Origin of the sequence: Streptomyces alanosinicus, assembly GCF_014650595.1 — a bacterium.
Taxonomy (GTDB): Bacteria; Actinomycetota; Actinomycetes; order Streptomycetales; family Streptomycetaceae; genus Streptomyces; species Streptomyces alanosinicus.
The window spans coordinates 1-24,819 of record NZ_BMVG01000047.1; the positions used below are offsets into that span (position 1 = coordinate 1).

General features: G+C 73.3%; 18 protein-coding genes. 9 read left to right on the forward strand and 9 right to left on the reverse strand.

What is annotated here, in order from left to right:
- The 4 genes from IE277_RS40795 to IE277_RS40810 all read left to right on the forward strand — a co-directional run.
- On the forward strand, positions 1 to 153 hold a 153-nt coding region (locus tag IE277_RS40795), incomplete at its 5' end, for a carboxyl transferase domain-containing protein (RefSeq protein ID WP_189958778.1).
- Positions 154 to 458: 305 nt separating this feature from the next.
- Positions 459 to 1,334, forward strand: coding sequence for an AfsR/SARP family transcriptional regulator (locus tag IE277_RS40800; protein WP_189958779.1), 876 nt, complete (start codon positions 459 to 461; stop codon positions 1,332 to 1,334).
- Between the two features lie 38 nt (positions 1,335 to 1,372).
- Positions 1,373 to 2,110: an acyl carrier protein gene (locus tag IE277_RS40805; protein ID WP_189958780.1), complete on the forward strand. Its 738-nt coding sequence runs from the start codon at positions 1,373 to 1,375 to the stop codon at positions 2,108 to 2,110.
- Between the two features lie 94 nt (positions 2,111 to 2,204).
- Positions 2,205 to 3,047: a 4'-phosphopantetheinyl transferase family protein gene (locus tag IE277_RS40810; protein ID WP_189958781.1), complete on the forward strand. Its 843-nt coding sequence runs from the start codon at positions 2,205 to 2,207 to the stop codon at positions 3,045 to 3,047.
- Between the two features lie 46 nt (positions 3,048 to 3,093).
- On the opposite strand, the gene IE277_RS40815 is transcribed toward IE277_RS40810, so the two are convergent.
- A complete protein-coding gene (locus IE277_RS40815; protein WP_229882372.1) occupies positions 3,094 to 3,891 on the reverse strand; it encodes a thioesterase II family protein in 798 nt (265 codons plus the stop codon).
- Positions 3,892 to 4,174: 283 nt separating this feature from the next.
- Here IE277_RS40815 and IE277_RS40820 point away from each other — a divergent pair, with 283 nt between their 5' ends.
- Entirely contained in the window at positions 4,175 to 4,996 is an 822-nt protein-coding gene (locus IE277_RS40820) for an AfsR/SARP family transcriptional regulator (protein WP_189958782.1), read from the forward strand.
- Positions 4,997 to 5,070: 74 nt separating this feature from the next.
- On the opposite strand, the gene IE277_RS40825 is transcribed toward IE277_RS40820, so the two are convergent.
- From IE277_RS40825 to IE277_RS40835, 3 genes are all read right to left on the reverse strand, one after another.
- Entirely contained in the window at positions 5,071 to 5,319 is a 249-nt protein-coding gene (locus tag IE277_RS40825; protein WP_189958783.1) for a phosphopantetheine-binding protein, read from the reverse strand.
- 86 nt (positions 5,320 to 5,405) lie between these two features.
- The gene (locus IE277_RS40830; RefSeq protein WP_189958784.1) at positions 5,406 to 8,129 is read right to left on the reverse strand and encodes a helix-turn-helix transcriptional regulator; all 2,724 of its coding nucleotides are present in this window, start codon (positions 8,127 to 8,129) and stop codon (positions 5,406 to 5,408) included.
- A 99-nt stretch (positions 8,130 to 8,228) separates the two neighbouring features.
- Positions 8,229 to 8,489: a PqqD family peptide modification chaperone gene (locus IE277_RS40835; protein ID WP_189958785.1), complete on the reverse strand. Its 261-nt coding sequence runs from the start codon at positions 8,487 to 8,489 to the stop codon at positions 8,229 to 8,231.
- A gap of 542 nt (positions 8,490 to 9,031) precedes the next feature.
- On the opposite strand from IE277_RS40835, the gene IE277_RS40840 reads away from it, so the two are divergent.
- From IE277_RS40840 to IE277_RS40850, 4 genes are all read left to right on the forward strand, one after another.
- A complete protein-coding gene (locus IE277_RS40840; RefSeq protein ID WP_189958786.1) occupies positions 9,032 to 9,616 on the forward strand; it encodes a hypothetical protein in 585 nt (194 codons plus the stop codon).
- Positions 9,617 to 9,792: 176 nt separating this feature from the next.
- A complete protein-coding gene (locus IE277_RS49045; RefSeq protein ID WP_268252719.1) occupies positions 9,793 to 9,927 on the forward strand; it encodes a hypothetical protein in 135 nt (44 codons plus the stop codon).
- 49 nt (positions 9,928 to 9,976) lie between these two features.
- Positions 9,977 to 12,067: a condensation domain-containing protein gene (locus IE277_RS40845; protein ID WP_189958787.1), complete on the forward strand. Its 2,091-nt coding sequence runs from the start codon at positions 9,977 to 9,979 to the stop codon at positions 12,065 to 12,067.
- Positions 12,068 to 12,573: 506 nt separating this feature from the next.
- Positions 12,574 to 13,824 (forward strand): helix-turn-helix domain-containing protein, encoded by a 1,251-nt coding sequence (locus IE277_RS40850; RefSeq protein ID WP_189958788.1) that lies wholly within the window; start codon positions 12,574 to 12,576, stop codon positions 13,822 to 13,824.
- Between the two features lie 37 nt (positions 13,825 to 13,861).
- Here the strand turns inward: IE277_RS40850 and IE277_RS40855 are convergent, their stop codons facing one another.
- The 5 genes from IE277_RS40855 to IE277_RS40875 all read right to left on the reverse strand — a co-directional run bounded on the left by IE277_RS40855 (position 13,862) and on the right by IE277_RS40875 (position 24,633).
- Complete coding sequence (locus tag IE277_RS40855; RefSeq protein WP_189958789.1) at positions 13,862 to 15,157, reverse strand: MFS transporter; 1,296 nt, start codon at positions 15,155 to 15,157, stop codon at positions 13,862 to 13,864.
- A 35-nt stretch (positions 15,158 to 15,192) separates the two neighbouring features.
- Complete coding sequence (locus IE277_RS40860) at positions 15,193 to 17,007, reverse strand: hypothetical protein (protein ID WP_189958790.1); 1,815 nt, start codon at positions 17,005 to 17,007, stop codon at positions 15,193 to 15,195.
- Positions 17,004 to 18,245 carry an ATP-grasp domain-containing protein gene (locus IE277_RS40865; protein WP_189958791.1) on the reverse strand — a complete coding sequence of 414 codons (1,242 nt, stop codon included), beginning with the start codon at positions 18,243 to 18,245 and terminating at the stop codon, positions 17,004 to 17,006. The genes IE277_RS40860 and IE277_RS40865 overlap by 4 nt, the downstream gene beginning before the upstream one ends.
- A gap of 34 nt (positions 18,246 to 18,279) precedes the next feature.
- On the reverse strand, positions 18,280 to 19,257 hold the full coding sequence (gntD, locus tag IE277_RS40870; RefSeq protein WP_189958792.1) for a guanitoxin biosynthesis L-enduracididine beta-hydroxylase GntD: 978 nt from the start codon (positions 19,255 to 19,257) through the stop codon (positions 18,280 to 18,282).
- An 81-nt stretch (positions 19,258 to 19,338) separates the two neighbouring features.
- Positions 19,339 to 24,633, reverse strand: a complete 5,295-nt coding sequence (locus IE277_RS40875; RefSeq protein WP_189958793.1) for a non-ribosomal peptide synthetase — start codon at positions 24,631 to 24,633, stop codon at positions 19,339 to 19,341.
- Positions 24,634 to 24,819: the final 186 nt, after the last annotated feature.

The window sequence follows — 24,819 nt, forward strand, 5'->3', positions numbered from 1 at the left end:
CTGATGCACCCGTACTACGCGGCCGAGCGCGGGCTCGTGGACGACGTCATCGACCCGGCCCAGACCCGCGAAGTGCTCATTCGCTCGCTGGCCATGCTCCACCGCAAGCACGCCGAGCTGCCCTCCCGCAAGCACGGCAACCCCCCGCAGTAGCCCCGACAGATCAAACCTGCCGGTCTGTTTAGTGGAGATCAGGTAAGGGTGGTTGGTCTGTTCCTCTCAGGAGTAAACGGCACTTCCCTCCTGGCAGGGCGTGCGCCGGTTCGAGATTTTGCATGACGCATCGTCAGAAACATGTGTCGCGCGGTAACTTCCCAGGTGGTTGACGGTCTCAGGGCGTGCTGCACTACCGCTTGAGGGTTGTTAAAAACAGGACATGCGGTCTGGTATTGACATACCGTTCGTGCTGTTTTTAAATCGTGTAGTGCCAGCAGCGCATGTGGACTAGGGGAGACGGCGTGGACATCGAGGTACTGGGCGCACTGGATGTGAGGGAGAACGGGGCGTCCGTCGCCCCGACGGCGCCAAAGCCACGCCAGGTACTGGCGCTGCTGGCGCTCCATGCGGACCGGGTGGTGCCGGTCGCCTCACTCATCGAGGAACTGTGGTCGGGCCGGCCACCGCGCAGCGCGCGCACCACTCTGCAGACCTATGTGCTGCAACTGCGCGAGCTCATCGCGGCGGCGCTGGTCCGCGACGGCGGGCAGCAGTCCGGTGCCGCCCCGGAACGGCGCACCGCCAAGGACGTGCTGCTCACCCTGCCGGGCGGATATCTGCTCTCCTCCGGCGGCGGCACCAGTGACGTCCGGGAGTTCGAGCGGCTGGCGGGACAGGGCTACCGAGCCATGGATGCCGGTGACTTCGCGGGCGCCTCACGCACCCTCGCCACCGCCCTGGAACTGTGGTCGGGCTCCGCCTTCGCGGACGTGCGCACCGGGGTCCAGCTCGCCATGGAGGCCAAGCGTCTCGACGAGAGCCGGCTCTGCGCGCTCGACCAGCGCATCGACGCGGACCTGCGGCTCGGCCGGCACCGCGAAGTGCTGGCCGAACTGACGGTGCTGACGAGCCGCTACCGCACCCATGAGAACCTGCACGCCCAGTTCATGATCGCGCTGCACCGCTCGGGGCGGCGCGGCGAGGCGCTCGACGCCTACCAGCAACTGCGCACCACCCTCGGGCGCGACCTGGGCCTGGAACCGTCGCCGCGGCTGCGCCGGCTCCAGCACTCGATCCTGACGGCCGCACCCGAGACCACGCTGGGCCCGGTGGCCCCGGCCCGCGGCGTCCGAGCCGCGCACGTCCCGCACGCCGAACCCCTGGCACCGACCCACTGACCCTCCGGTGCGGGGGCCGATCCTTGGAGGCATCCACCATGACCAGTGAGCCGACGGCAGCGTCCGGTGCCCACGGAGACATTCTTGCCGAGCTCACGGCCGTGCTGGCCGGTGTCGTACACGCCGATCCCGACCGGGTCGACCCCGAACAGCCCTTCCCCGTCCTCGGCCTGGACTCCCTGCTCACCGTCGAGTTCGTCGCGGCCGTCGCCCAGCGCTTCGGCGTCCGGATCACCGGCGCGGCACTCTACGAGTACTCCACGCCGGCTCTCCTCGCCGAGCATGTGGCGGCCGTCCGCCGTGGCGCCGACGAGGCTCCCGCGGCCGCGGACCCCGGTGCCTCCGCCGAGGTGCTGCAGGTGCTGCGCGAGCAGCTGGCGCGGATCCTGCACTGTGACCACTGGGAGATCGACGGCGGTGCCGCCTTCGCCGAGCTGGGCATCGACTCCATCCTGGCCGCGGACTTCGTCGCCGGTGTCAACCGTGCCTACGGTCTGAGCGAACGTCCCGTCACCGTCCATGAGCATCCCAGCCTCGCCGCCATGGCCGCCTACGTCGCCTCCCGTACCCGGGGCACGGTGACGTCCACGGCGCTGGACGCCGAGATCCGACCCGCATCCGCCCCCGCCGGTACGGGGCAGGAGCCGCCGGCCGCCGCGGCCGCGCAGCGACCCCCGCTGTCCCAGGAGGAGGTGGTCGCGCTCCTCGACGCGGTGCGCGGCGACCTGATCGGCGTCGACGAGGCCGCCGCACTCCTGGCAGACCGTTCCGCCTGAACGGGCCACGACCCGTGGACCACGGCGGCCCCCGAGCCGCGACGTCGCGCCGTCCGCTGCCGGACGGCGAACCGATCACGGATGAACCCACACCATGACGATCACCGCATCGGAGTCCCTCAGCGCCGGGCCCGCACCGCTCCAGGAGACGGCGGCCCCGGTGAAGCTGTGGCTGTGCCCCAACGACGCCCTCCCGCCCGCCATCGCCGGGGTCCTGGCCTCGCACTGGCTCGACGAGCGTGAACACAAGACCGCGGCCCGGTTCCTCTTCGAACGCGACCGCCGGCAGTACCTCGTCGCCCACACCCTGGTCCGCCGGGCGCTGGCGCTGGAAGCCGGCCTCGCCGAGGCCGAGCTGGTCATCTGGCGTTCCTCACGCGGGCGGCCCTTCCTCCAGCCGCTGGCCGGCGGACTGCCGCGCGGCGGCGACCACCTGGACTTCAACCTCTCCCACGCCGGCGGCTACAGCCTGCTCGGCATCGTCCGCAGCCAGCGCATCGGCGTCGACGTCGAAGGCCTCGCGCGTGAGGCACGGGCCCTGGAGACCATCCTGACCACGTTCACCCCCGAGGAGCAGCAGTGGGTGGCCGGTGCGCCCCCGGGGCGGCAGCACGACCGGCGGGTGCTCAGGCTGTGGACCCTGAAGGAGGCCTACTCCAAGGCTCGTGGACTGGGACTCGGCCTGCCCTTCGACGAGTTCTCCTTCTCCCTGGCCGACGACCGGGGGGTGCTCGCCTTCCGTCCGCCCGCCGACGATCTGGCCGGGCGCTGGCGGTTCCTGGAGCTGGAGCCGGTACCGGACGTGCTGGCCGCCGTGGCCGTACCCGCCGACGACGACGCCGCGCCCCAGCTTGAGCTGCACCACGGATTTCCCTGGGGCCGGTCGACACCGCACATCATCGCGCTGCCCGAGCCCGTGGGCGCGGCGTATGCCTAGGCCCGGGAGTGTGCGCAAGCCCAGGAGTATGCGCAGGCCTGAGAGGTCAGCGGCCGGCTGTGGACGCGGGCGAGTGGTGCAGGGCCGTCGTCACGTCGTTGGCCACCGCGTGGGTCACGGCGTCGAGGTCGTCCTGGAAGTAGAAGTGGCCGCCCGGGAAGATGTGCATCGCCGGCGGCCGTGCGCACCGCTCGCCCCAGCGTTCCAGGGCCTGCGGGCCCACCACCGCGTCCTCGGCACCGCCGAACACGGACACCGGCACCGCCAGGGGTCCGTCGGCCGGCGCCGGACGCCAGCTCTCCACCAGCTGCAGGTCGGCTCGGATGACCGGCGCGAAGTGCCGCCACAGACCGGGGTGGTTCAGCACCCGGGGCGGGGTGCCGCCGAGCCGGGCGACCTGGCGCCGCAGTTCCTCGTCGGACAACTCCCGGGAGCGGACCGGCACCGGCGGGGCGTCCTGGCGGGGCGCGCCGCAGGCCGACAGGCCCAGCCACACCGGCGCGCGCCCCCGATCGGTCAGCCTGCGGGCCAGCTCGTACGCGACCAGGGCACCCATGCTGTGGCCGAACAGCGCGAACGGGGCGTCAGAGGCGTCCAGTTCGCGGATCAACCGCTTGAGATGGTGTGCCACCAGGGCGTCACCGTCGCTCAGCGGAGGCTGGTCCATCAGCGTGCCGTGGCCGGGTGCGTCCAGCGCCGTCACCCGCCAGCCGGCCGGGAACAGGGGCGGCCAGTTCTGGTACATCAGCGCTGAGCCGCCCGCGTGCGGAAACAGCCACAGGCGCACCGCGGGGACCGTCGCCCGCGGTGCGGTGACCGAGGAGGCGGAAACCTTCGCTTCCATCGCGTCTCCATTCACGTCGGCGGGCGGTCAGAAAAGGGTACGGATCACGACGTTATCCGTTTCCTGGAAATCCAGACCGGAACCAAGAGTTCAATTCCAGCATGGGTACATGTGTTCTTGAGTGGCTCAACGGCCCAGCGCAACACCCCACTTGGAGCACCGCTAGAAGACCGCTACAGAAAATCGCTTGAGGGGCACGGACACGGCTAGCGTGCGTAGTGGCGGAGATTTCTGGCCACCAAAAGGAACTGGACAAGGAACTCGACGAGGTGGGGAGGCCACCATGAAGATTCAGGTTCTGGGTCCGTTGAGTGCCGAGGTCAACGGGGGATCAATCGTTCCGACGGCCGGTAAGCCGCGGCAGATTCTGTCGCTGCTGGCGCTCTATCCGGGACGGGTCATGCCCGTTCCCACGCTCATGGAGGAACTCTGGGGAACCGAACCTCCGGCGAGCGCTCTGACGACCCTTCAGACATACATACTTCAACTGCGCAGGAGGCTCGGTACGGCCATGGGGCCGGGCGCGCCGACCGGGGCCAAGGACGTTCTCGCCACCCGGCACGGCGGATATCTGCTGCAGATCGACAGAGACTGTGTCGACGTGCACCAGTACGAGGATCTGGCCCGGCAGGGACAGTCCGCGTTCGAGGACGGCGACAACGAGGTGTCGGCGGCACGGTTCCGCACGGCACTCGACCTGTGGACCGGCGGACCGCTGGTGGATGTGAAGCTCGGGCCGGTCCTCGATATCGAGGTGATGCGGCTGCAGGAGAGCAGGCTGGTCACCGTGGAGCGGCGCATCGACGCCGACCTGCGGCTCGGCCGCCACTCGGAGCTGATCGCCGAGCTGACCGAGATGACCGCCCGCCATCCGCACCACGAGGGACTGCACTCGCAGGCCATGGTGGCGATGTACCGCTCGGGCCGGCAGGCCACCGCGCTGGAGGTCTACCGCAGGCTGCGCATGCGGCTCATCGAGGAACTGGGTGTGGAGCCCTCCCCGCAGCTGCAGCGTATGCACCAGGCCATGCTGGCGGTCGATCCGCAGCTGGACGTGCTGGCGGGGCCGCGCCGTACCTCGACCTTCGACCTGTTCGCTGCGTGACATACGCCCCGACCCACTGCTGAACCGCCGAACCGCCATCCGGGGACGGCGGTTTCGGCATGTTCCGGGCCGGCTCAGGCGGCTGTCTGCAGCCGGGTCACCGTCTCCCACAGGACCGCCGGCGTGGCGAAGGTCTCCAGGGACAGGGCCTCGTCCATGAAGCGGATGTCGTAGGCGCTCTCCAGCGAACCCAGCAGTTCCACCGCGCCCAGCGAGTCCAGGCCCGAGACCCTGAGGTCCGTGTCGGCCTCCAGCGGTTCGTCCGTGTCGAGGAACGGCAGATAGTCACGCAGCAGTTCCTCGAACTTCTTGTCCCAAGCCATTGCAGTCCTCATCCTCTGTGTGTCGTGTCGTGTCGTGCGTATACGTCGTACGAGCCAATACCGCCCGGGTCGGCAGGGGGAACCCGTCAGTCACCCCTAACCAGTTGGCCGGCCGCCGTGGACGCGCCGTCCACGGACAGCTCGAAGTCGAACGGCAGATCGCCGCGTCCGCTGATCTGGAGCTTGCGGTACACCTTCGTCAGATGCTGCTCGACGGTGCTGACGGTGAGGTAGAGCTTCGCGGAGATCTCCCGGTTGGTCAGGCCCTGCGCGGCGAGCGTCGCCACCCGCTGCTCGGAACTGCTCAGCTTGCCCTCCGGCCGGTCCGGGCCGGGCCGCTCGGCACGGTCCGGGGTGGGACCGCTGAGCGGGGCGTCGGGCAGGATCTCCTTGCAGAGCGCGGTCGCGCCGCACTCCTTCGCCAGGTTCCACGCCGCCCTGATCGTCGCCGTACCCTTCACCGGCGCACCCGCCTCCGACTGCCGGGCCCTGCCGAGATCGGCCATCGCACGGGCCGTGGCCAGCCGGTCGCCCGACCGGTGCAGTTCGTTCACCGCCTGCTCCAGCAGCGAGATGCGCTGCCGCGGCGCCGCGGTGGTCAGCGCCCGCTGGTGCAGCGAGACCCCACGCACCCAGGGCCGGCGGGCGTCCGCCAGCGCCAGCTGCTGCAGCACGAGCCGTTCGGCCTGCTGGGACTTGCCCAGCCGCAGCAGCGCCTCGGCGGCGTCGGTGCGCCACGGCAGGAAGGCCGGCCGGTCGATGCCCTGGGCCTCCATGATCCGGCCCACGGTCAGGAAGTCGGTGAGGGCGGCCTGCGGCTGATTGCCCGTCAGGTGATGCACCCCGCGCGCGTGCAGGAAGGCCAGCCCGTCCAGGCTGTCCAGCAGGCCCGCGGGCACCGGCCGGTCGCACAGCCGGGAGGCCTCCGTGTAGTGGCCCATGGCGCTGTGGGCGCGGATCAGCACCACCGTCGCCGCGTACGGGAACGTCCCGCCGCTGCGCTCGGGAAGCATGTCGAGGGCCCGGCTCGCATAGGCGCAGGCCTCGGTCAGGTCGCCGATGCGCAGCAGCGCCTGAGCGTGCAGCGTGGCGAACACCGCGGCCCAGCCCGGCGCGTCGCGCCGTTCCGCGTCCTCCAGCAGGGTGCGGCTCCAGGGCACGGCCCGCTCCGGGTGGTCGGACAGCAGCAGTGAGCGCAGCGCCTGCACGATCGGTGTCATCGTCGCCTCGGCGGGGCCGGCCGAGCGGAGCAGGCGTTCGGCGGCGGAACCGGCGTCGATCACCACGTCCAGCGGTGAGGCGCCCGGCTCCTCGCCCTCGGGGTCTCCGTCACCGAGCAGGCGTGCCGCTTCGGTGAGCCGGCCCTGCAGCAGGAGCAGTTGGGACAGCGGCTGGGCGCCCTCGCCGTCGAGCCGGCCCTCTTGCAGCGCCGCGAGCGGGCCGGCGACCAGCCGTTCGGCGGCGGCCGGGTCGAAACGCCAGGTGACCTGGGCGAGCCGGATCGCCACGCCGTCCCGCCGCGCGTCGTCCCGGCACAGCCGGTGGGCCGCCTGCAGCAGGCCGAGCGCGCCACGGCCGTCGTCCTCGGCCAGCCGGCTCTCGGCGGCGTCGCAGAGCAGTTCCGTCTCCTCGCCGGTGGCCGACCAGGCGGTACCGGCCAGCGCGGCGGCGGACAGCAGATGCCGGGCGGCCTTGACCGTGGGCCGGCCGTGGCGTTGCAGCATCGGGGCCGCCCGGCGGTGCAGGGCGACCAGGGCGGCGGGGGACAGGGCGCTGAGGACGGCGTCGCGTACGGCGGGGTGCGAGAAGCCGGCGTCGTTCAGCAGACCGGCGCCCTGCAGGCCGGCCAGGCCCTGCCGCAGGGCGGGCGGCGCGATGCCGGTCAGCTCCGCGATCAGCTCCGGGGTGGCGGCCTCGTCCAGCAGCGCGGCGGCCTGGGCGACCGCTGCGGCGGTGGCGCCCGCACGGTGCAGACAGGCGTGCACGGCCTGGACGAAGGGACCGTCGATGCCCGGGACCGGACCGCGCGATGCCGACGCCGCCGGCCGGGAACGGTCGACGGGAGTACGGCGCGGGCCGGCCGCGGCCGGTGCCGCCGCGAGCTGTGCCGCGTCGGCCGGTACGAAGCGGGCGGCGCCGGAGACGGTGTGGGTGTGCTCCTCCAGGAGGGCACGCAGCAGAAGGGGGTTGCCGCCGCTGGCCTCGTACAGGGACGAGGCGTGTGCGCGGCAGCCGGCCTGCTCGGCGAGCACGGTCGCCTCGGCCGGTCCGAGACGCTCCAGCCGGATCCGGCGGAACGTCGGCTGGCGCATCAGCTCGGTCGCGAACGCCGGGTCACCGGTCTCGTGATGGACCGTGCCGGCCACCACCAGCAGGATGCGGGCGGGCCGTACATAACGGGTGAGGTACTGGACGAAGGCGAGGGACTCGTCGTCGGCGTGGTGGACGTCGTCCACGCACAGCACCAGCGGGCTGCCCTCGCTGGCCTCGCGCAGTTCGGCGCAGAGCGCCTGCATGTCCTCGGTACGCGGTGCCCGTCCGGCCGTGCTCTCCCACAGCGCCAGCCCGGGGTGGCCGGCCAGCAGCTGGCGCACCACACCCCACGCCGTCGCGCGCTCGGTCGGAAAGCCGGTCGCGCACAGCACCACGGCCCCCGCCGCCGCGGCCCGTTCGACCAGCAGATGCATCAGCGCACTCTTGCCGCACCCCGTGGGGCCTTCCACCAGCACCGTGCGGGAGAGTCCCTCCGCACAGTCGGTGAAGGCGTCCGTCAAGGTCCTGATCGCCGTGGTCCTTCCGACCAACGTCATAGTCGCCCCGTCTCGGTTGGTCCACCCCTAACCTGGACCAGCTTGACCACACCCCCTACAGGGGTGGTCGAGCCGTGGCGGAACGCGGCACGCGCGAGATCAGGGCTCGGTGCGCACCAGGCCCGCATCGCGTAGTTCATCGACCCAGATGTCCAGGTCCGCAAGGGTGTTGGCGGGTTCGGTGCCCCACATCGACGCCAGCATCCGGGCCGCCGCCGGCACATCGCCGCTGTGCTGGCGCAGGGCGAGCCACATCGCCGTACCGACGGGACCGCAGCGCACGGCGCGGGCCGGAGCCGACGACTCCGGCACCACGTCCAGGCGCCCCTGAGCGTCGACGCTGATGCTCAGTCCGGGCATCGGTTGAACTCGCACACCTACCTCCAGCCCGCGAACGGCCCACGGTTTCCAAGGTCGTCTATTTCACACGCGGCGACGAACACCGGAAAACGAAATGCTGTCCGGGGCGCCAGGGCGGTGAGATTATCCATTCCATCCTGGTGCGTGCGGTCCTGGCCTGGCAACGGTCCCCACCCCCCTACAAGGTGGTGCGCGAACGGCCCTGACGTAGGGGTGTGCAGCGCGTTTCACTACTGCGCCCCCAGCCGCCGGGGGCGGCCGAGCGAATCCGGCCGAAAGCAATTCCCGAAAATCGGCATTAAATGGCTGAAGGTTTTCGGAATGGCTTCACGGAACGTGAAAAAGTGCGCAGCGATTTTTTTGTGCCGCACCGAGTTTTACTCGTTCGGTGGAGTTCGAGCGCCTCTCGACCGTTTCTCAGGCGGCTGACGCCACGGTCGGTGCCCCGGGCGGCGCAGGAGAGGGGGCAGCGGGTGAGAGTGGCGTCGGGCTGGGCCGGAGCCGGGCTATTACGGCGTAATAGCGGAATGGGCAGGTCCGCTTTGAGAGGGCAGCCCCTCGTCGTCGACGCTGCCGGAGACACGGCCGTGCTGTTCCCCTCGGGGCCGGGGGTCCGCCCCGTCGTGGCGCGGGCGCTGTACGGGGCGTTCGCCGAGTTCCGGCGCGAGTTCGACGCGATGTGCCGGGTGGCGGACCGGCGACTGCCGCTGCCGCTGGCCGCCGTCGTGTTCGCCCCACAGGACGGGGTCGACGCCGGTCTGCTGCACCGCCCCGAGTTCCGGCGGACCGCGCTGTTCGCCTACCAGGTGGCGCTGCTGCGGCTGTGGCGCGAGTGGGACGTGCTGCGGGTCGCGGCGGTCGCCGGCGAGGGCGCCGGTGGCTGTGCCGCCGGATATGTGGCGGGCGTACTCGGCCTCGACGAGGCCGTACGACTGCTGGTGTCGGGACACCGGCTGTTCGAGCACGGCGGAACGCGCGCGGAACGCCTCCTGCGCGCGGGCGGTCACGACCGGGTGCTGTGCTGCGCCCCGGACCAGGAGAACCGTCACGGCACGGCGCCGGCGGAGGGCATCCGGGGCCTGCGCCAGGAGTTGCTGGAGGGACGCGGGCCGCACGCGCGGTGGTGAGCGGACCGCGCATCGCGCCACCGCCCACGTGGCCCACGTCGGCGTCCGGTGTGCCGCGCGAGAGCCGTTCACGGCGCACGAGCGCAGGTCGGGGACGGTTCGGGGGTCGCTGGAGAACACGGACGGACGGGACGCGGCGGCGCTAGCGTGGGGAGGCTGAGTGTGAGGAGGCGGGCATGGGAGAACGCCAGATCAGCCGGCACGTACCGCCGTCGGAGCAGCCGGAGCGCGCGCACCCGGTGACGTCCCCTGCCGTCCCGAGCCGCCGGGCGTCCCGCCCCCGCGGTGCCGCGGCCGCGTCGCTCCGCTGAACCGGGCGCAGACGTCCGTGCCACACGGATTGTCCAGGAGGGGGAGGCGATGAACGATGGCCGGCCTGCCGCCGTATGCGCGGTGATCGACCCCGAGCGGGGCGCCAACGGGTCCCTGGAACTGCACGGGCCGCTGGACACCGCCCGCTTCCACCACGCCCTGCACCGCATCGCCGAGATCCGTCCGGGAACCCGGCAGCCGGGACTCCGGCTGCTCCGGCACGGCCCCGACCTGCACACCGTCGAACTCCCCGGCGAGGGCGGCGCGTCGGCGCCGTATCCCGTCGGACTGCTCGCCGACCTGCTCACCGCCGCACCCGAGCCCGACCTCGACGACCGCGGCGACGCCGGACCGGCCACGGGACCGGCCGGCCGGCCCTGCGGGACGCTGCCGCGCACCCAGCCGGTCACCCCCCTGCAACGGCAGCGGCTCACCGACGCCCTGGCCCGGCCCGACCACCAGGTCGAACAGATCGTCTGGCGCTGGTACGGCCCCCTCGACACCGCACGCTTCCAGGCGGCCTGGCACGCCGTCGGCGAGCGCGAGAGCGTGCTGCGCACCGCCTTCGTATGGGACCCGCGGCCCCGCGCCGTCGTCTTCGAGTGCGGCGACACCGACGTCGTACGCCACCGGCACGGCACCATGATCCGACGCGCGGCGCTGCTCGCCCGTGAGCGCGCCCGCGCCTTCGACCTGCGGCGCCCCGGAGCGCTGCGGGTGGCGCTGCTGGACAGCGCCCCCGCCGACGGGGCGGCACCCTTCACCGACGTACTCGTCACCTATCACCGTGCCCTGCTGGACAGTTGGAGCGTCCGGCTGCTGATGCGCGAGTGCTGCCGCGCCTACCTCGCCGACGGGGTGCTGCCCGGTGGTGAACGCCGACCCGACCTGGGCGACTGCGCCCGCTGGCTCGGCGCCCAGGATCCCGGCCCGGCCGACGGCCTCCGGCGCCCGCCCGCCCACCGGCCGGCCGCGTCCGCCGAGCCCAGGTCCGGGCCGGCCGGCCCCCTCGGCAGCGGAGGCAGCGGCGTACTGCGCACCACCCTGTCCCCGGACCGCAGCGCCGCTCTGACGCACTGGGCGGCCCGCTGGGGCGTCGCGGAGAGCAGCGTGCTCCAAGCGGTGTGGGCGATGCTTCTCTACCGAGGCTCCGCGGCCGCGCCCGGACCCGAGACCGTCGGCTTCGGCCTGGACTTCCCGGGACGGGGACTGCTCCTGGAGGGCATCGAGGGCATCCCCGGTCCGTTCGAGAACGCGCTGCCCGTCACGGTCGCCCTCGACGCCACGACGGGCCTGCCCGGACTGCTGCGCGACCTGCGCGACCTGGCCATGGACATGGCCTCCTACGAATGGGCCTCGGCCGGGGATCCCGCTCCCGGCGGCGATGCCGGGGCACGGGCCGGCGGCCTGCTCGCCTTCGACTGCGGCCCGCGCCCCGAGGCCGCCTACGGCGAGGCGCTCACCGCGCACGGCATACGCCTGGAGGAGCAGGAGGCCGCCGGATCGCCCGCCGGATACGCCCTCCGGCTGCGCGCCGGACACGACGCCCACCGCGGTCTCGTCCTCACCTGCGTGTACGACCGTGAGCTCGTCGACGACGGCGCCGCCCGCACTCTGCTGGCGCACACCGCACGGCTGTTGCGGCTGCTGCCCGGCGTCGCGACCGCCGCGACCACCGTCGGGGACGTGCTGGCCTGGCTGCCGGACACCGCCACCCCCCGGGTACCGGACGGACCCGTCGCCCGCGACACGGCACCGCTCGTGGCGCTGCGCGGCGCCACGGCGCCCACGGCGGCGACCGTCTGCCTGATCGACGTGCCGGGCGCGCCGCGCACAGGGCACTGGGAGCTGGTACGGCACTACCGCGGTCCGGAGGCGCTCGCCGCGCTGCGGCCCACCGCGGACGAGGACGCCGGCCAGGCCCGAACCCTCGGCGGACTGGCCCGCTCGCACGGCCGACTCGTCCTCGGCGGATACTCCGGCGCCGGTGCCCTCGCCTGCGAACTCGCCCGGCGGCTCACGGGACTCGGAGTACGCCCGCCCCTGGTCGTGGTCGGCGGCAGCTACGACGATCCGCACGGGCCCCGGGATCTGGCGAACGCCCTGCGGCGGGCGAGCGCGTCGGCCGCCCTGAACTGAGACGCCCAGGTCTGCTCGAACGCCCAGATCTGCTCGAACGCTCAGGTCTTTCGCCCGGAGCAGCGGTCAGGCAAGATCATCTCTTGGGCCAGCCGATGTCGTCGTCGGACGACGTAGCGCGCGTCGGTCCCGGTCGGCCTGCGCGGCCCCGGCGGGCAGCGCGGCGGGCAGGAACCGAGTGCATCATGAACGACTCCCGTGGGCACGGACGGGCACAGCTCCCGTGGACACGAACGGCAACAGCTCCCGTGACATCGGACGGGCGAGTGCGCAGGCACCGCCGCTGGCGCTTGAGATGCTCCCCGTATCCGGTAAAGAACCGCTTGAGGAACGCAAGAGAGCCCCGTGAGATTCGCACGAGGTCCAGGGCGCGGCATCTGGCAAAACATTGCCCGGCACTTGCCCAGCCACCTACGCTCGTTGTGACTTTCGGTGACCCTCGGCCGGCGGCTCGTCCCGCCCGCCCCGAGGCCGCCCCCACCCCTCTTGTCCCAGGGAATGGTCACATGCTGCAGCAGCCCGCGTTCGGCCGTCGTCTCCGCAAACTGCGACAGGCCCGTGGGCTGTCCCAGACCGCACTGGCCGGTGACGGCATGTCCACGGGATACCTCTCGCGGCTGGAGTCCGGCGCACGCCAGCCCACCGACCGGGCCGTCGCCTACCTCGCCGGACAACTCGGCCTGGAGGCGGCGGACTTCGAGGAGCCCGCCGGCGGCTCACTCGCCCACGCGCTGACGCTGGTCGCCTCCACCGGCTCCGACGCGGCGATGGAGACGCTCCGCGAGGCCCTGGCGGCCGAGGGACACGAGACGCCGGTGCTGCGCTGGCAAGCGCTGTGGCAACTGGCCCAGCAGCGACGGGTCCAGGGCGACCACATCGGCGAGCGGGACTACCTGGAGGAGCTGGTACGGCTCGGCGACGCGGTCGGGCTGGTCGCCCTGCGGGTGCGCGGGCTGACCCGGCTCGCCCGCTGTCTGCGCTCGCTGGGCGAGATCAACGCCGCCCTCGACGCCGCGATGACGGCCCATCACCTCGCCCGCGAGGACGACCTGGAGGTGGAGGACCGCGCCGCGGTGCTGCTGGCCCTGGTCTCGGTGGAGGCCGAGGCGGGCCGGATGCCGGACGCGCGGGCCCACACCGACGAACTGGTCGAGTTGGTCGCGGGCCGGTCGGACGCGTTGTGGGCGGAGGCGATGTGGACCGCCGCCGCGGTGCGCCTGCGACAGGGCGACCACACCGCGGCGCAGGGCTATCTGGAGGAGGCGCTGGAGAAGTTCGGCAGCGGCGAGGACCTCCTGCTGTGGCTGCGGCTGCGGCTCGCGGCCGGCCGGCTGCACCTGCAGAAGCTGCCGCCGGACCCCGAGGCCGCCGAGCGGTGCGTCATGGCCGCCGAGCCCGCGCTCGCGTTCGTCGACACCCTGAGCCTGCGCCAGGAACTGACCGCGCTCAAGGCCGACCTAGCCTTCCTCACCGCCCGATACGACGACGCCCGCGTCCTGCTCGGCGAACTCGCCGAGGTGGAGCCGAGGATGACCTACCGGGACCGGGTACGGCTGGACATCCTCCGCCACCAGCTGCGCATCCGCTCCGGCGACGACAGCGGCGTCCAGGGGCTGCGGGCCCTGGCCGAGCAGGCACAGTCCGACGCCAACATCGACCTGGCCGCGGAGATCTGGCGCATCCTCGCCGAATCGCTGGCCCAGTCCGCGGTGGAACGGGGCTCGGCTGCGTCCGGGGTGTCGGCGTCCGGGGTGTGAGCGGGCGGTTCATGCCATGGCCCGGCCGGGTGTCCGCTCACCCGGTCACCGGCTCCGCCTCCAGTGACTGCGCCGGCGCCGAGGCCGACGTCAGTGTCCGCACCTGGCGGCTGCACAGTGCCCCCGCCGTCACCAGGGCCACCAGTGCCGCGCCGGACAGGAGAGTGGTGTGGGTGCCGAGGTGGCCCGCCAGGGGGCCGGCGGCCATTTCGCCCATGGGCAGGGCCACGAAGGAGCCGAGCGCGTCATAGGCGTAGACGCGGGCGAGCCGGTCGGCGGGGATGCTCTCCTGGAGTGAGACGTCCCAGGCCACCCCGAACTGCTCCAGGGCCAGCCCGTTGGCGAACATCGCGACCGTCAGCAGCACGGCGCCCGGCGCCTCCGCCAGGACCACCAGCGGGACCGCCTCGACCGCCACCAGGGCCACGCCGAGCAGCAGACCGCGCCGCAGGCGCAGCCGGGCCGCCAGGACACCACCGGCCACCGCGCCCGCCATCTGCGCCGCCAGCACCGTGCCCCACGCCCCACGGCCGAAGGTGTCGTCGGCGACGACCGGCCCCAGCACCTGCACGCCACCGGCCACCACCGCGTTGACCACCATGAACTGCAGGACCACGATCCACACCCAGGAGCGTGCGGTGAACTCCCGCCATCCCTCGCGCAGTTCGTGCAGCGGGCGGGCCGGCCCGGCGGCGCCCGCCTCCCCCGGCTCCTTCGCGGGCGTGGCGCTCACCCGGAGGAAGCACAGAGCCGCACCGCAGAACGCCACCGCGTTGCCCGCGAGCCCCCAGCCGGGTCCGAGCACGGCGGCCACCACCCCGGCCAGCGAGGAACCGGCGATCGCGCCGAGGTTGGTGCCCATCCGCATGACGGCGTTGGCCGGCCGGATCAGCTCGGCGGGCACCGTCTGCGGGGTGAGCGCGGCGGACGCGGGCAGGGAGAGCGCGGCGAGTGCTCCGTTGAGGGCGCTGAGCAGGACCAGCAGCGGGATCGACGCGGCGTGCAGCAGCACGCTCGCGGCGATCGCGGCCTGGACGCCGGCCGCGGCCAGCGCCGAGCCCTGCAGCACCAGCGTGCGCCGCACCCGGTCGGCGACCACCCCGCCGACCAGCAGCAACGCCACGTTGGCCAGCGAGCGCGCGCCGACCACCAGACCCAGGTCCGTCGTCGAACCGGTCGTGTCCAGGACGGCGAAGGCGAGGGCCACCGGCGCCATGGCGTTGGCGAAGTACACCAGGAGCCGGCCGGCCGCCAGCCGCCGGAAGGCCCGGTGCGTGAGCGGCGCCCACGAACTGCTCCGGGCCGGGTCCCCGGCCGCCGTCTGCGTCGTCATCGTCGTCGTCCTTCCTCGGCACCGCTCGCGCCTGGTCAGTGGCTCCCGTCCGCCGGATGCAGCGTGAAGTGCACCCGGGACACGGAGATACCGAGATCCTGTACGGCGTACGGGCAGAAGTAGTACGCCTGCGGGGTCGCGGCGCCGGACGGCGTGAGGGTGAACTCGGCCCGTACCCGCGCACCGGCCCGGTCCGCCTGCACCCGGCGCAGCACCGGGCCGACCTTCGCGTCGAGGTACACCGGCAGCACGATGCCCAGGTTCACCGTCCCGGCGCGCCGTGCCACGGCCTCGACCACCACGTGGAGGGTAGCGCCGGCCGCCACGTCCTCCGCCGCCTTCACCGTCAACTCGGCCGAATCCGCGAGGGTGTTGGCGACATCGCCGCAGCGCGCGCAGACCACCTGGACGGTGTCGGTGACCACCGGCACCCGGCCGCGCCGCCGGTAGGCGGCGAGCGGGCGGCCACAGGCGCACGGGGCGTCCAGGGCCACGGGCGCCTCGGCCACGCTGCGCTCGCCGAAGTAGGTGGGGAACTGCAGGACGGGATCGTCGTGGTGCTTGGCGAAGCGGTGGGCGAGGGCCAGGTCGAGGGAGGTGGTCTCCTTGGCGACGGCGGCGAGTGCCTCCTCGGCCTCCGGTGTGTTCACCACCGTACGCACCACGTCGTGCAGCAGCCGGTCCGACAGTGCCCGCAGCCGGGGCCGCAGCGGGTACTCCGCGCCGAGCAGACCGCTGTCCAGCAGACCGGACAGCCGGGCCCCGAGCGCGTGCAGCGGCAGCGGCTCCCCCTCGGGCAGCGACTCCTGTGCCGGCCGCGTCTGCCGCGTCGGCTCCGGTGATCCCGAGGACCGCAGGCCCGCCTGGACGAACGCCGGGTACGGGTTGATGTCCCGCAGCCGGTCGTTGACGGCCTCCACGGTGCCGGCCGTGAGCCAGGCCAGGTTCTCCGGACGCTGGCCGTCGCAGGCGGTGAGGGTGGCCACCACCGTCTGCGCCGGGCCGTCCAGGGCGTTCAGCAGGATCAGGTACTTGGGGTCGTACATGGCGTGGCCGGCGAGCGCGCCGCTGAAGCAGTTGGCCAGCACCAGTTCGGCCGCCCGGATCGCGCGGGCCGGGATCAGCTTGTCCATGGGCTTGGTGCAGCCGAGGCCGTAGGAGCACTTGGGGCCGGGAGCGCCGGGCCGGGCCGCGACCGGGCTCGCCCCGCACAGCGTGAACAGGCCCAGGTTCAGCTGGTCGTCCTTGCCGTTGCCATGGAACAGCACCCGGCGCCACACCCGGCCCAGCGCCAGTTCCTTCACATCCACCCGGCGCACGTCCTCCGCGCCGCACCACACGTCCGCGCCCGGCACCGGTGCCGCCGCGTCCAGCTCGGAGACGACGCCCACCGCGGCGCCCGCCGTGACCTGCGCGTACTGCTTGGCCACCACCCAGCTCAGGCTGGGCACATCCCGGCCGGTCAACAGGAACAGCGGCCGGCCCGCCGCGTGCGCGGCGTCGACGACCGGCTGCACCTCGTCGCCGGGCAGCCGCCCGTAGACGCCGGCGAGCAGCACGGAGCCCTCCTCGGGCAGCCCGGCCGGGTCGGTGACCCAGCGGCGGGCCAGCGGGTCGAGCAGCGTCCGCAGGGCGGCGGGCACCTGCTCGGCGCCGAACAGGACGCCGGTGTCGGCCGGTTCGGGGCTGCGCCGGCCGCCGTAGACCTGCTCCGCCAGCGCGATCCCGTCCAGCAGGTCGGCGCGGTCGCCCGTCCACACCGGCAGCGGACCGCCGCCCGCAGCACCCGCCGCCACGGCCGCCACGTAGTCGTCGAGCGCGCTGTACGGAGCGAACAGCGGGGCGTTCACGACTCGTCCACCTTCAGCTCGAAGTGGCGCAGCACGGCCTGCATCCGCTCCTCCACCTCGTCCGCGGTGGCGCCCTCGACGTGCACATAGCCCGTGGAGGCGTGCGAGGCGCGCGGCGGATCGAGGACGTCGCCGGGCGCGGCGGTCAGCCGGGCGCCGATCACCCCGGGCAGCCGGAGCAGCTCCTCCTCGGAGCTGATGTGGACGACACGGCCGGGCGCGGTGGGCAGCAGCAGGTCGCCGACGGCACGGTCCAGGGTGTAATCGGGCACCGGCACCCGGTCGACGTAGGTGTCGAGGATGACGTGCAGGAAGTCGAAGCCGTAGGCGAGGCCGTGGTTCATCGGCACCTCGCAGCCGCTGAGCCGGGCCGCGACCTCGCTCATCACGAACTCACCGTCGTCGGTGAGGAAGAACTCGCCGTGCAGATAGCCGTAGGGGATGCCGAGACCGTCGGTGAGCCGCTGCGCCAGCGCGCGGGCGTCGACCGGGATCTCCTCGCTGGGCGCGTAGGTGATGTTGGCGTTGATCTTGCCGTCCAGGACCTCCAGGATCGGCACCGGGTTCTTCGAGAGATAGGCGTCCAGGACCACTCCGCGGGCGACGACCGCGCACAGCTGGAACTCGCGGCCCCTGATGTACTCCTCGGCCATCCAGTCCAGGGCCGGGTCGAGCGGCGGTACGCCGGCGAGGTCTGCCGCGGAGTCGAGGCGGTAGGTGCCGATGCAGGAGTCGGCGTCGACGGGCTTGAGGATGACCGGCCAGCCGTGCTCGTCGCCGAACGCGACGACGTCTTCCAGGGCGTGCACGGGCCGGTAGGCGGCGTGCGGGATACCGAGTTCGGCGTAGCGGTCCTTCATCGTCATCTTGTTGCGCACCCAGCCCACCTGCTCCTCGCTCAGGTGCGGCAGGTCCACGAGGGCGGCGAAACGCTGGGCCGCGGCCTGCAGCGCCTCGTTGGGGTTGCAGAAGTGGGTGGGCCGGGGCAGGCCCTTGGTCCCCTTCATCCAGCGCAGATAGCGGGCGGCCTCGTCCTGGAGGGGAGCCGAGGTGTCCAGGGTGAACGTCGGCACGTGCGCGGTGCGGGCGAGATAGTCGTCGGTCAGCCGGACGGTGTCGAAGCGCAGCAGGACGACGTCGACGTCGTCGCGGGCGAGGACATGGTCGGTGAAGGTGGCCCGGCGGCTCTCGACGAGCAGGACGGCCGGGCGGGTGGCGGGGGTGCCGGTGGCGTTCATGGTCGTCTCCAAGTCTGCTGGGATGTAGGGGAGTTCAGCCGATGACCCGGGTGGATCCGTCGAGCCGGCCGGGGCGGGTGCGGCGCAGGTCGCGGACGAGGTTGATCCGCTTCAGCCAGCGGTCGCCGCCGTCGAACCCGGCGCGGAAGGGACGCCGGCCGTGCACCACGTTGCGGTTGTCGACGAAGCAGATCCCGCCGGTGGGTACGACCACGTCGGTGAGGTTGGCGTCAAGGTGGGCGATGATGTGGGCGAGGGCTTCGGCGGCCTCGGGGTCGCCGTCGCGGGGACGGAAGAAGTCCCGGTCGATACGGAGCACCGGCCGGTCCGGATGGCCCTGCAGGACCGGCACCGGCTCCGGTACGAAGGACCCCTCGGCGAACTCGTGCGCGGAGTCCGGCAGGGCCACGAAACGCGGCTCCGACAGCACCGCGCGGATCCGGTCGGGCAGCCGGTGCACGTCCACGTGGGCGACGGTCGTCGGCACCTGACGGTCGTTGCGCAGCGCGAACAGCCCCACCCAGTCCGCCCGGTACGGCGAGAAGGCGTCCTCGGTGTGCCAGGCCAGCTCCAGCTCGCTGGAGGCCGAGATCAGGCTCTTCTCGTAGCCCTTGCTCGGCACGATGTCGGTGACCAGCCGGCCCTCCTGCTGGGTGCCCCAGCCGGTGACATCGCCCAGCAGCGCCCCGTACAGCACCAGCAGGGCGCCGTGGACCTGGCTCGACTCGGTGTTCGCCGCCCGCCAGTGGCCGGGGGTGGTGCCGAGCGCCGCCTGGTCGACGAGGTTGCCGCGGACGAGCGTGACATGGGTGTTCTCGTCGCGCCGCGCCGAGTTCAGATGGCGGCGCACGGTCAGCGGCAGTTCGTGCGCGAGGACCGGCGCCTCGTCCAGGAACCGGGGGTCGTCCGCCGCCTTGTACGACTCCAGGCAGGCCGCGGCCAGCGCGTGCGCGGCGCGCGCCTCGCGGGGGGTGAGGTCGAGGATGTGGTGCCGGTCGTCGGGGGCGGTCATGGGATCCTCCGGAAAGAGCGCGTCGTCGGTGGCTGTGGGGTGCTCGCGGGAAGGGCTCGCCGGACAGGCCCTGGGCCCTGTCTAGAACGGATCGCCGAGGTGGTCGTTGATGTGGTCGAGGCACAGCTCGTACAGGTCCTCGGCGTGGGTCTCGTACCAGCCCTCGGGGGCGGCGGCCGTCGCGGGCCACAGGGCGCGGTGGCCGGTGACGTCGGCCAGCACCACGAAGGTGGCGAACTCGTCGGCGAACGGGTCGTCGTGGGCCGGCTCCTCCAGCACCCGCAGATTGCCGTCCTCGTCCAGGCGGGCGGCGCGGCCGGTGCGCCACATGCGGGCGGTGGTGCCGTCCGGGCCGCCGAACGGGTCGGGCAGGAACCGCTCGCCGCTGGCCCCGGGCGCCCCGGCGTAGCTCCGGGCCACACCGGCGCCCGCGATGTACAGGGACCCGGTCTCGCCGGGCCCCACCGGGCGCAGCAGCGAGTCGAGGAGGTAGGCGCGGTAGCCGGGGGCGGGCCGGGCCGGGGCGCCGGGCACCTGCTCGACGACCAGCCGGCCCTCGGCCCAGCCACCGCTCACGGTCAGCTCGGCGCCCTCGGCGCGGGCCAGCGACACCAGCGCGCCCAGCACGTCGTCGGCGCCGCCCAGCACCACCCGGGCCCCCTGCCGGCGCAGCCAGCCGAACACCTCGTGCGGCACGTCCTGGCTGACCGAGCCGTCCGGGACATGTACCTGGGCGCCGCAGGTCAGGGCGCTCAGCAGCCCGATCGCCGCGTCCCCGTCCGGGTAGCCGTGCACCAGCCAGGCCGCGTCGGCCGGGTCGGTCAGCGTCGCCGCGGTCACGGCCTCACTGCCCACCGCCACGGTGCCGTCCTCGCCGGGCAGCAGCAGGAGCGGGTCGTCGGTGCCCAGCGGCCGGGTCCGGTCGGCCGCGGTCACCGGCCAGTGCCCGGCCGGCGGCAGCCGGTCGGCGGCGTCCCCGCGGACCAGCCGGGCCGCGCCGGGCACGGCGGGCAGCACCAGGTCGGCGGTCTCGTCGAGCAGCAGCACCGAGGGGCGCAGCGACTCGGCGAGGTCCAGCGACGGGTCGACCGGCAGCAGCGCGGCCCCCGTCTTCGCCACGGCGATCGCGGCCACCGCGAACCCGGCCGGCGAGGACAGGGCGGTGAGCACACAGCCGCCGGGGCCGGCCTGGTGCTCGATGAGAGCGTGCGCCAACAGGTCGGAGCGGGCGTCGAGTTCGGCGTAGTCCAGGCCCGCCAGGGCGAGCGCCTCGGGGGCCCGCGCCACCTGCGCCGCGAACAGCGCCGCCACGTCCTGCTCCGCGAGCGGCACCTCCACTCCGGCCCACACCCCGCTGCCCACGGCCGGGCCGGGCAGCAGCCGCAGCCGGCTGAGCGGCGTCGTGGGCGCCTCAAGGGCCGACCGCAGTACGGCGGTGAGCTGCCCGGTGAGGGAGGCCGCGGCCGTCTCGCCGACCGTCTCGTGGCGGAAGTCGGCGGTGACGGCGATGCCGGCCGGGGCGCCCGAGGCGCTCTGCCGCTCCGTCAGCGTCAGCCCCAGATCGGTGGCCGGGGCCGGCGGGCTGCAGTGCTCGACCTGCACGGACAGTCCGGCCGCCTCGAACCGGCCGGCGCACTCCTGGAGCACGGTCAGCGCGATCCCGCCGGGCAGCGCCGCCAGCGCCGCCTCGCCGTCCCGGTAGGCGGCCAGGTCCCGTTCGCGGACCCGGCGCAGCAGTTCGGTGAAGGCCGGGTCGCCGGCGGTGTCCACGGTCAGGGCCAGCACCCGCCCGTAGGGGCCGACGGCCTCGCGCAGCGTGTCGGTGTCCCGCGCCGGGACGGGGGCGGCCACGGTGACCTCGTCGGCCGTGCCGAGCCGGTTCAGCAGGGCGGCGAGCGCGGCGTGCACCACCATGAACAGGGTGGTGCCGTGCTCGGCGGCCAATCGGGTGAGCCGCGCGTGCAGTTCCGCGTCCAGCTCGGTCTCCAGGCTGCCGTAGGAGGCGTCGCCGGCCTGCGTGGTGCTGCCCGGCAGCGGGGTGGGCGGCAGGTCGCCGAAGACCGCGCGGGGCGCCGCGTCCAGTCCGGCGGGGGAGCGGCGCGGGGTGTCCCCGGTGGCCCGTGCCGCGTAGGCCTGGGCAAGTTCGGCGGCCAGCGGCAGATGGGACCACAGGTCGACCGAGTCGGCGGGCAGGGCCAGTTCCAGCAGGTGGTCGTCGGCGGCCAGGGCACGCAGCCGGGTGCCGGCCGCGCCGAGCCGGGAGTTGCGCAGCGTCGGGTGGCGCCGGCCGAGGTCCTCCAGGGCGGCCTCCAGGGCGCGGGTGTCGAGCGCGCCGCGCAGCCGTACCGAGAACTCCGAGCTGTCGCCGGCCGTGGCGCCCGGCCCGTTCACCGCGGCGCGGGCGTCACCCACGAGCGCGGCGAACGCGGCCGGGGTCGGGGCCTCGTACAGGGCCCGGCTGCCCGGGTCGGCGCCGAGCGTCTCGCGGGCCCGGGACAGCAGCCGGGCCGCTGCCAGCGAGTGGCCGCCGATCTGGAAGAAGTCGGACTCGGCGTGCACCTTGTGCCGGGGCAGGCCCACCACCTCGGCGAACAGATCACGGACGATCTGCTGGATCGGTGTGCCGGGCGGTGTGCCGGGGCGGTCGGTGGTGAGGGCGGGCGCGGGCAGGGCCTTGCGGTCCACCTTGCCGTTGGCGTTCAGCGGCAGGGCGTCCACGGGCATCAGCGCGGCCGGGATCATGTAGTCCGGCAGCCGCTCCTGCAGATGGGTGCGCAGGACGACTTCCAGGTCGACGGTGTGGTCGAAGGCGGCAGGGGTGTTGGCGCAGCTCTCGGCGTCGGCGCCGGAGGCCGCGTACACGCCGGTCAGCGGGCCCGCGGGGATCTGCTCGGGGTCGAGCAGGACGATGTCGAGGACGTCGGGGCTCGCGCCCCAGGTGGGCAGGGCCCGGTAGCCGAGGCGCTCGGCGGTCTCGCACAGCGCCTCCGGGTCGGGGGCGGGCGCGGGCTGCGGGGCCAGGTCGATGCTCTCGCGGGGGTCGAAGAGGGAGTTCATGGCCGCGTACTCGTCGTGGACCCGGCGGTTGGGCACCCCGGCCAGCCGCAGTACGGCGGGGCGCGATGTCGTCAGGTGGTGTTCGACCTCGACGGAGCTGGCGAGGTCGTGGCCCCAGCGGGCGGTGCGCGCGCCGACGAGGTCGGCGACCGGTGCGGCCGTGGAGAGCACCGCCTCGTAGCGGTAGCGGGTCAGCTCGTTGTGGAACCGGCCCCGCTTGACGCGTACGTCGACCGCGCGCACGGCAGGCAGGTCCCGGGCGAGCGCGTCGAACAGGGCGGGGGAGAGCAGCAGTTCGGTCTCCGTGGCGACCTGCTGGTCGACGGTGCGGCGCAGTGCCTCCCGGTCGCCCTGGGCGGCGCCAGGACGGGCCAGCGCGATGCCGGTCTGGAAGCAGCGGGCGAGGTCGAGGTTGCGCAGGTCGCCGAGGAGCAGCGAGCCGCCGGGGGCGAGCAGCGGCAGCGCCCGCTCGACGACGGTGCGCAGATAGGCGAGGCTCGGGAAGTACTGGATGACCGAGTTGACGATGATCGTGTCGAAGTGGCCGGCGGGCAGGCCCTGGGTGTCCTCGGCGCCGCGGCGGTCGAGCCGGACCTTCTCCTTCAGGACCGGGTCGGCCTCCACCTGCGCGGTGAGCGCGGCGACGACGGCGGCGGAGAAGTCGGTGGCCCAGTACTCGTGGACCTCCTCGTCGCGGGCGAGGTGGGCCATCAGCAGCCCGGTGCCCACACCGATCTCCAGGACCCGGCGGCGCGGCAGCTCGCGGATCCGGTCGAGGGTGGCGTCCTGCCACTCCCGCATGTGTGCCGACGGGATCGGCAGAGCGTCGTAACTGCTGTTCCAGCCGGTGAAGTTGTCGCCCAGCTCGGCGGCAGCGGCGTCGTCGTAGAGCGCCTCGTAGATCTCCTTCCACTCGGTGATCTGCGCGTCCTCCTCGGCGGCCGCCGCGGCCGTGGCGGCCGGTACCACGTGGGCCACCAGGCGCTTGTCGCCGTCCTCGGTCTCGTGCAGGGACACCGCGGCGGCGGACACGGCCTGATGGGCGGTGAGCACCGACTCGATCTCGCCGAGTTCGATGCGGAATCCGCGCAGTTTGATCTGGTTGTCCACCCGGCCGACGAACTCCAGCGCGCCGTCCTCGCCGAGGCGTACCAGGTCGCCGGTGCGGTACAGCGGGCCGTCGGTGCCGGTGAGGCGGTCCTCGACGAACCGCTGCTCGGTCAGCTCCGGCCGGTGCAGATAGCCCGTGGCCACGCCCGGCCCGCCGAGCAGGAGTTCACCGGTGCCGCCCGGGGCGACGGGGATGTCCTCGGTGTCCACGACGACGGCCGTGGTGGCGCCGATCGGCCGGCCGATCGGGATCGTACGGTCGCCCTCGGCGGGCTCGGTGACCTGGTGCCAGGTGGCGAACGTCGTCGTCTCGGTCGGCCCGTACACATGCAGCAGCCGCTCGGGCGCCCCGGCGGCGAACACCTCGCGCACCCGGCGCGGGTCGCAGGCCTCGCCGCCGAACAGGACGGTGGCGAGCGGCGCGAAGGCGGCCGGCCGCTCCCGGGCGATCAGGTTGAACAGGGCGGTCGTCAGGAAGATCACGGAGATGTCGTGGGCGCGGACCGCGTCCTGGAAGCGGCCCGGGTCGGTGACGGTGTCCTTGTCGAGGCCGACCAGCCGGGCGCCCGCGGTGAGCGTCGTCCACACCTCGAAGGTGACCGCGTCGAAGGCGGGGTTGGCGGCCTGGGCCACCACGTCGGCCGGGGTCAGCCGCAGGTAGTCGGTGGACCGTACGAAGTCCAGCACCGCGCGGTGCGGTACGACGACGCCCTTGGGGGTGCCGGTGGTGCCGGAGGTGTAGCAGACGTAGACCGCGTCGTCCGGGCCGGTGATCTGCTCGGGCAGGGCGTCGGAGCGCCGGGCGATCTCGGGAGCCTCGGCGTCCAGGGCGACGAGCACGGTGTCCAGGCCCGCGTAGTCCGCGGCGTCCGCGCCCTCGGTCAGCACCGCGCCGGCGGCGCTGTCGCGCACGATGAGCCGGCGGCGTTCGACGGGGTTGGCGGGGTCGACCGGGACATAGGCCGCGCCGGCCCGGACGATCCCGAGGAACGCGGTCACCATCTCCGGGCCCGGCCGCAGCGAGGTCACCACCCGGTCACCGCGGCCGATGCCGCGGGCCCGCAGGTGGGCGGCGAGACGGTTGGCCGCGCGGCTCAGCTCCCGGTAGGTGAGACGCACGTCGCGGCCGTCGATGTGCTGGGGGTAGTGGACCGCGATCGCGTCGGGACGCTCCTGGACCTGCTCCTCGATGAGGCCGGAGATGGACATCAGCACCCGCTCCTTACGACAGCGCCTTCCGGCTTGGCAAAACGTTGCCTTCATGCTGGCAAGTCGCTGTTGAGAGCGCGTCTCGCTCCGGTCGAGGGGTGATGGAGTCGCAGGTGGTGGGGGTGCGTTGTTGCCAGATCGGAGGGTCGTAAGTTGCCAGGGCGGCTCGGCAACAGGGCCTGGCCC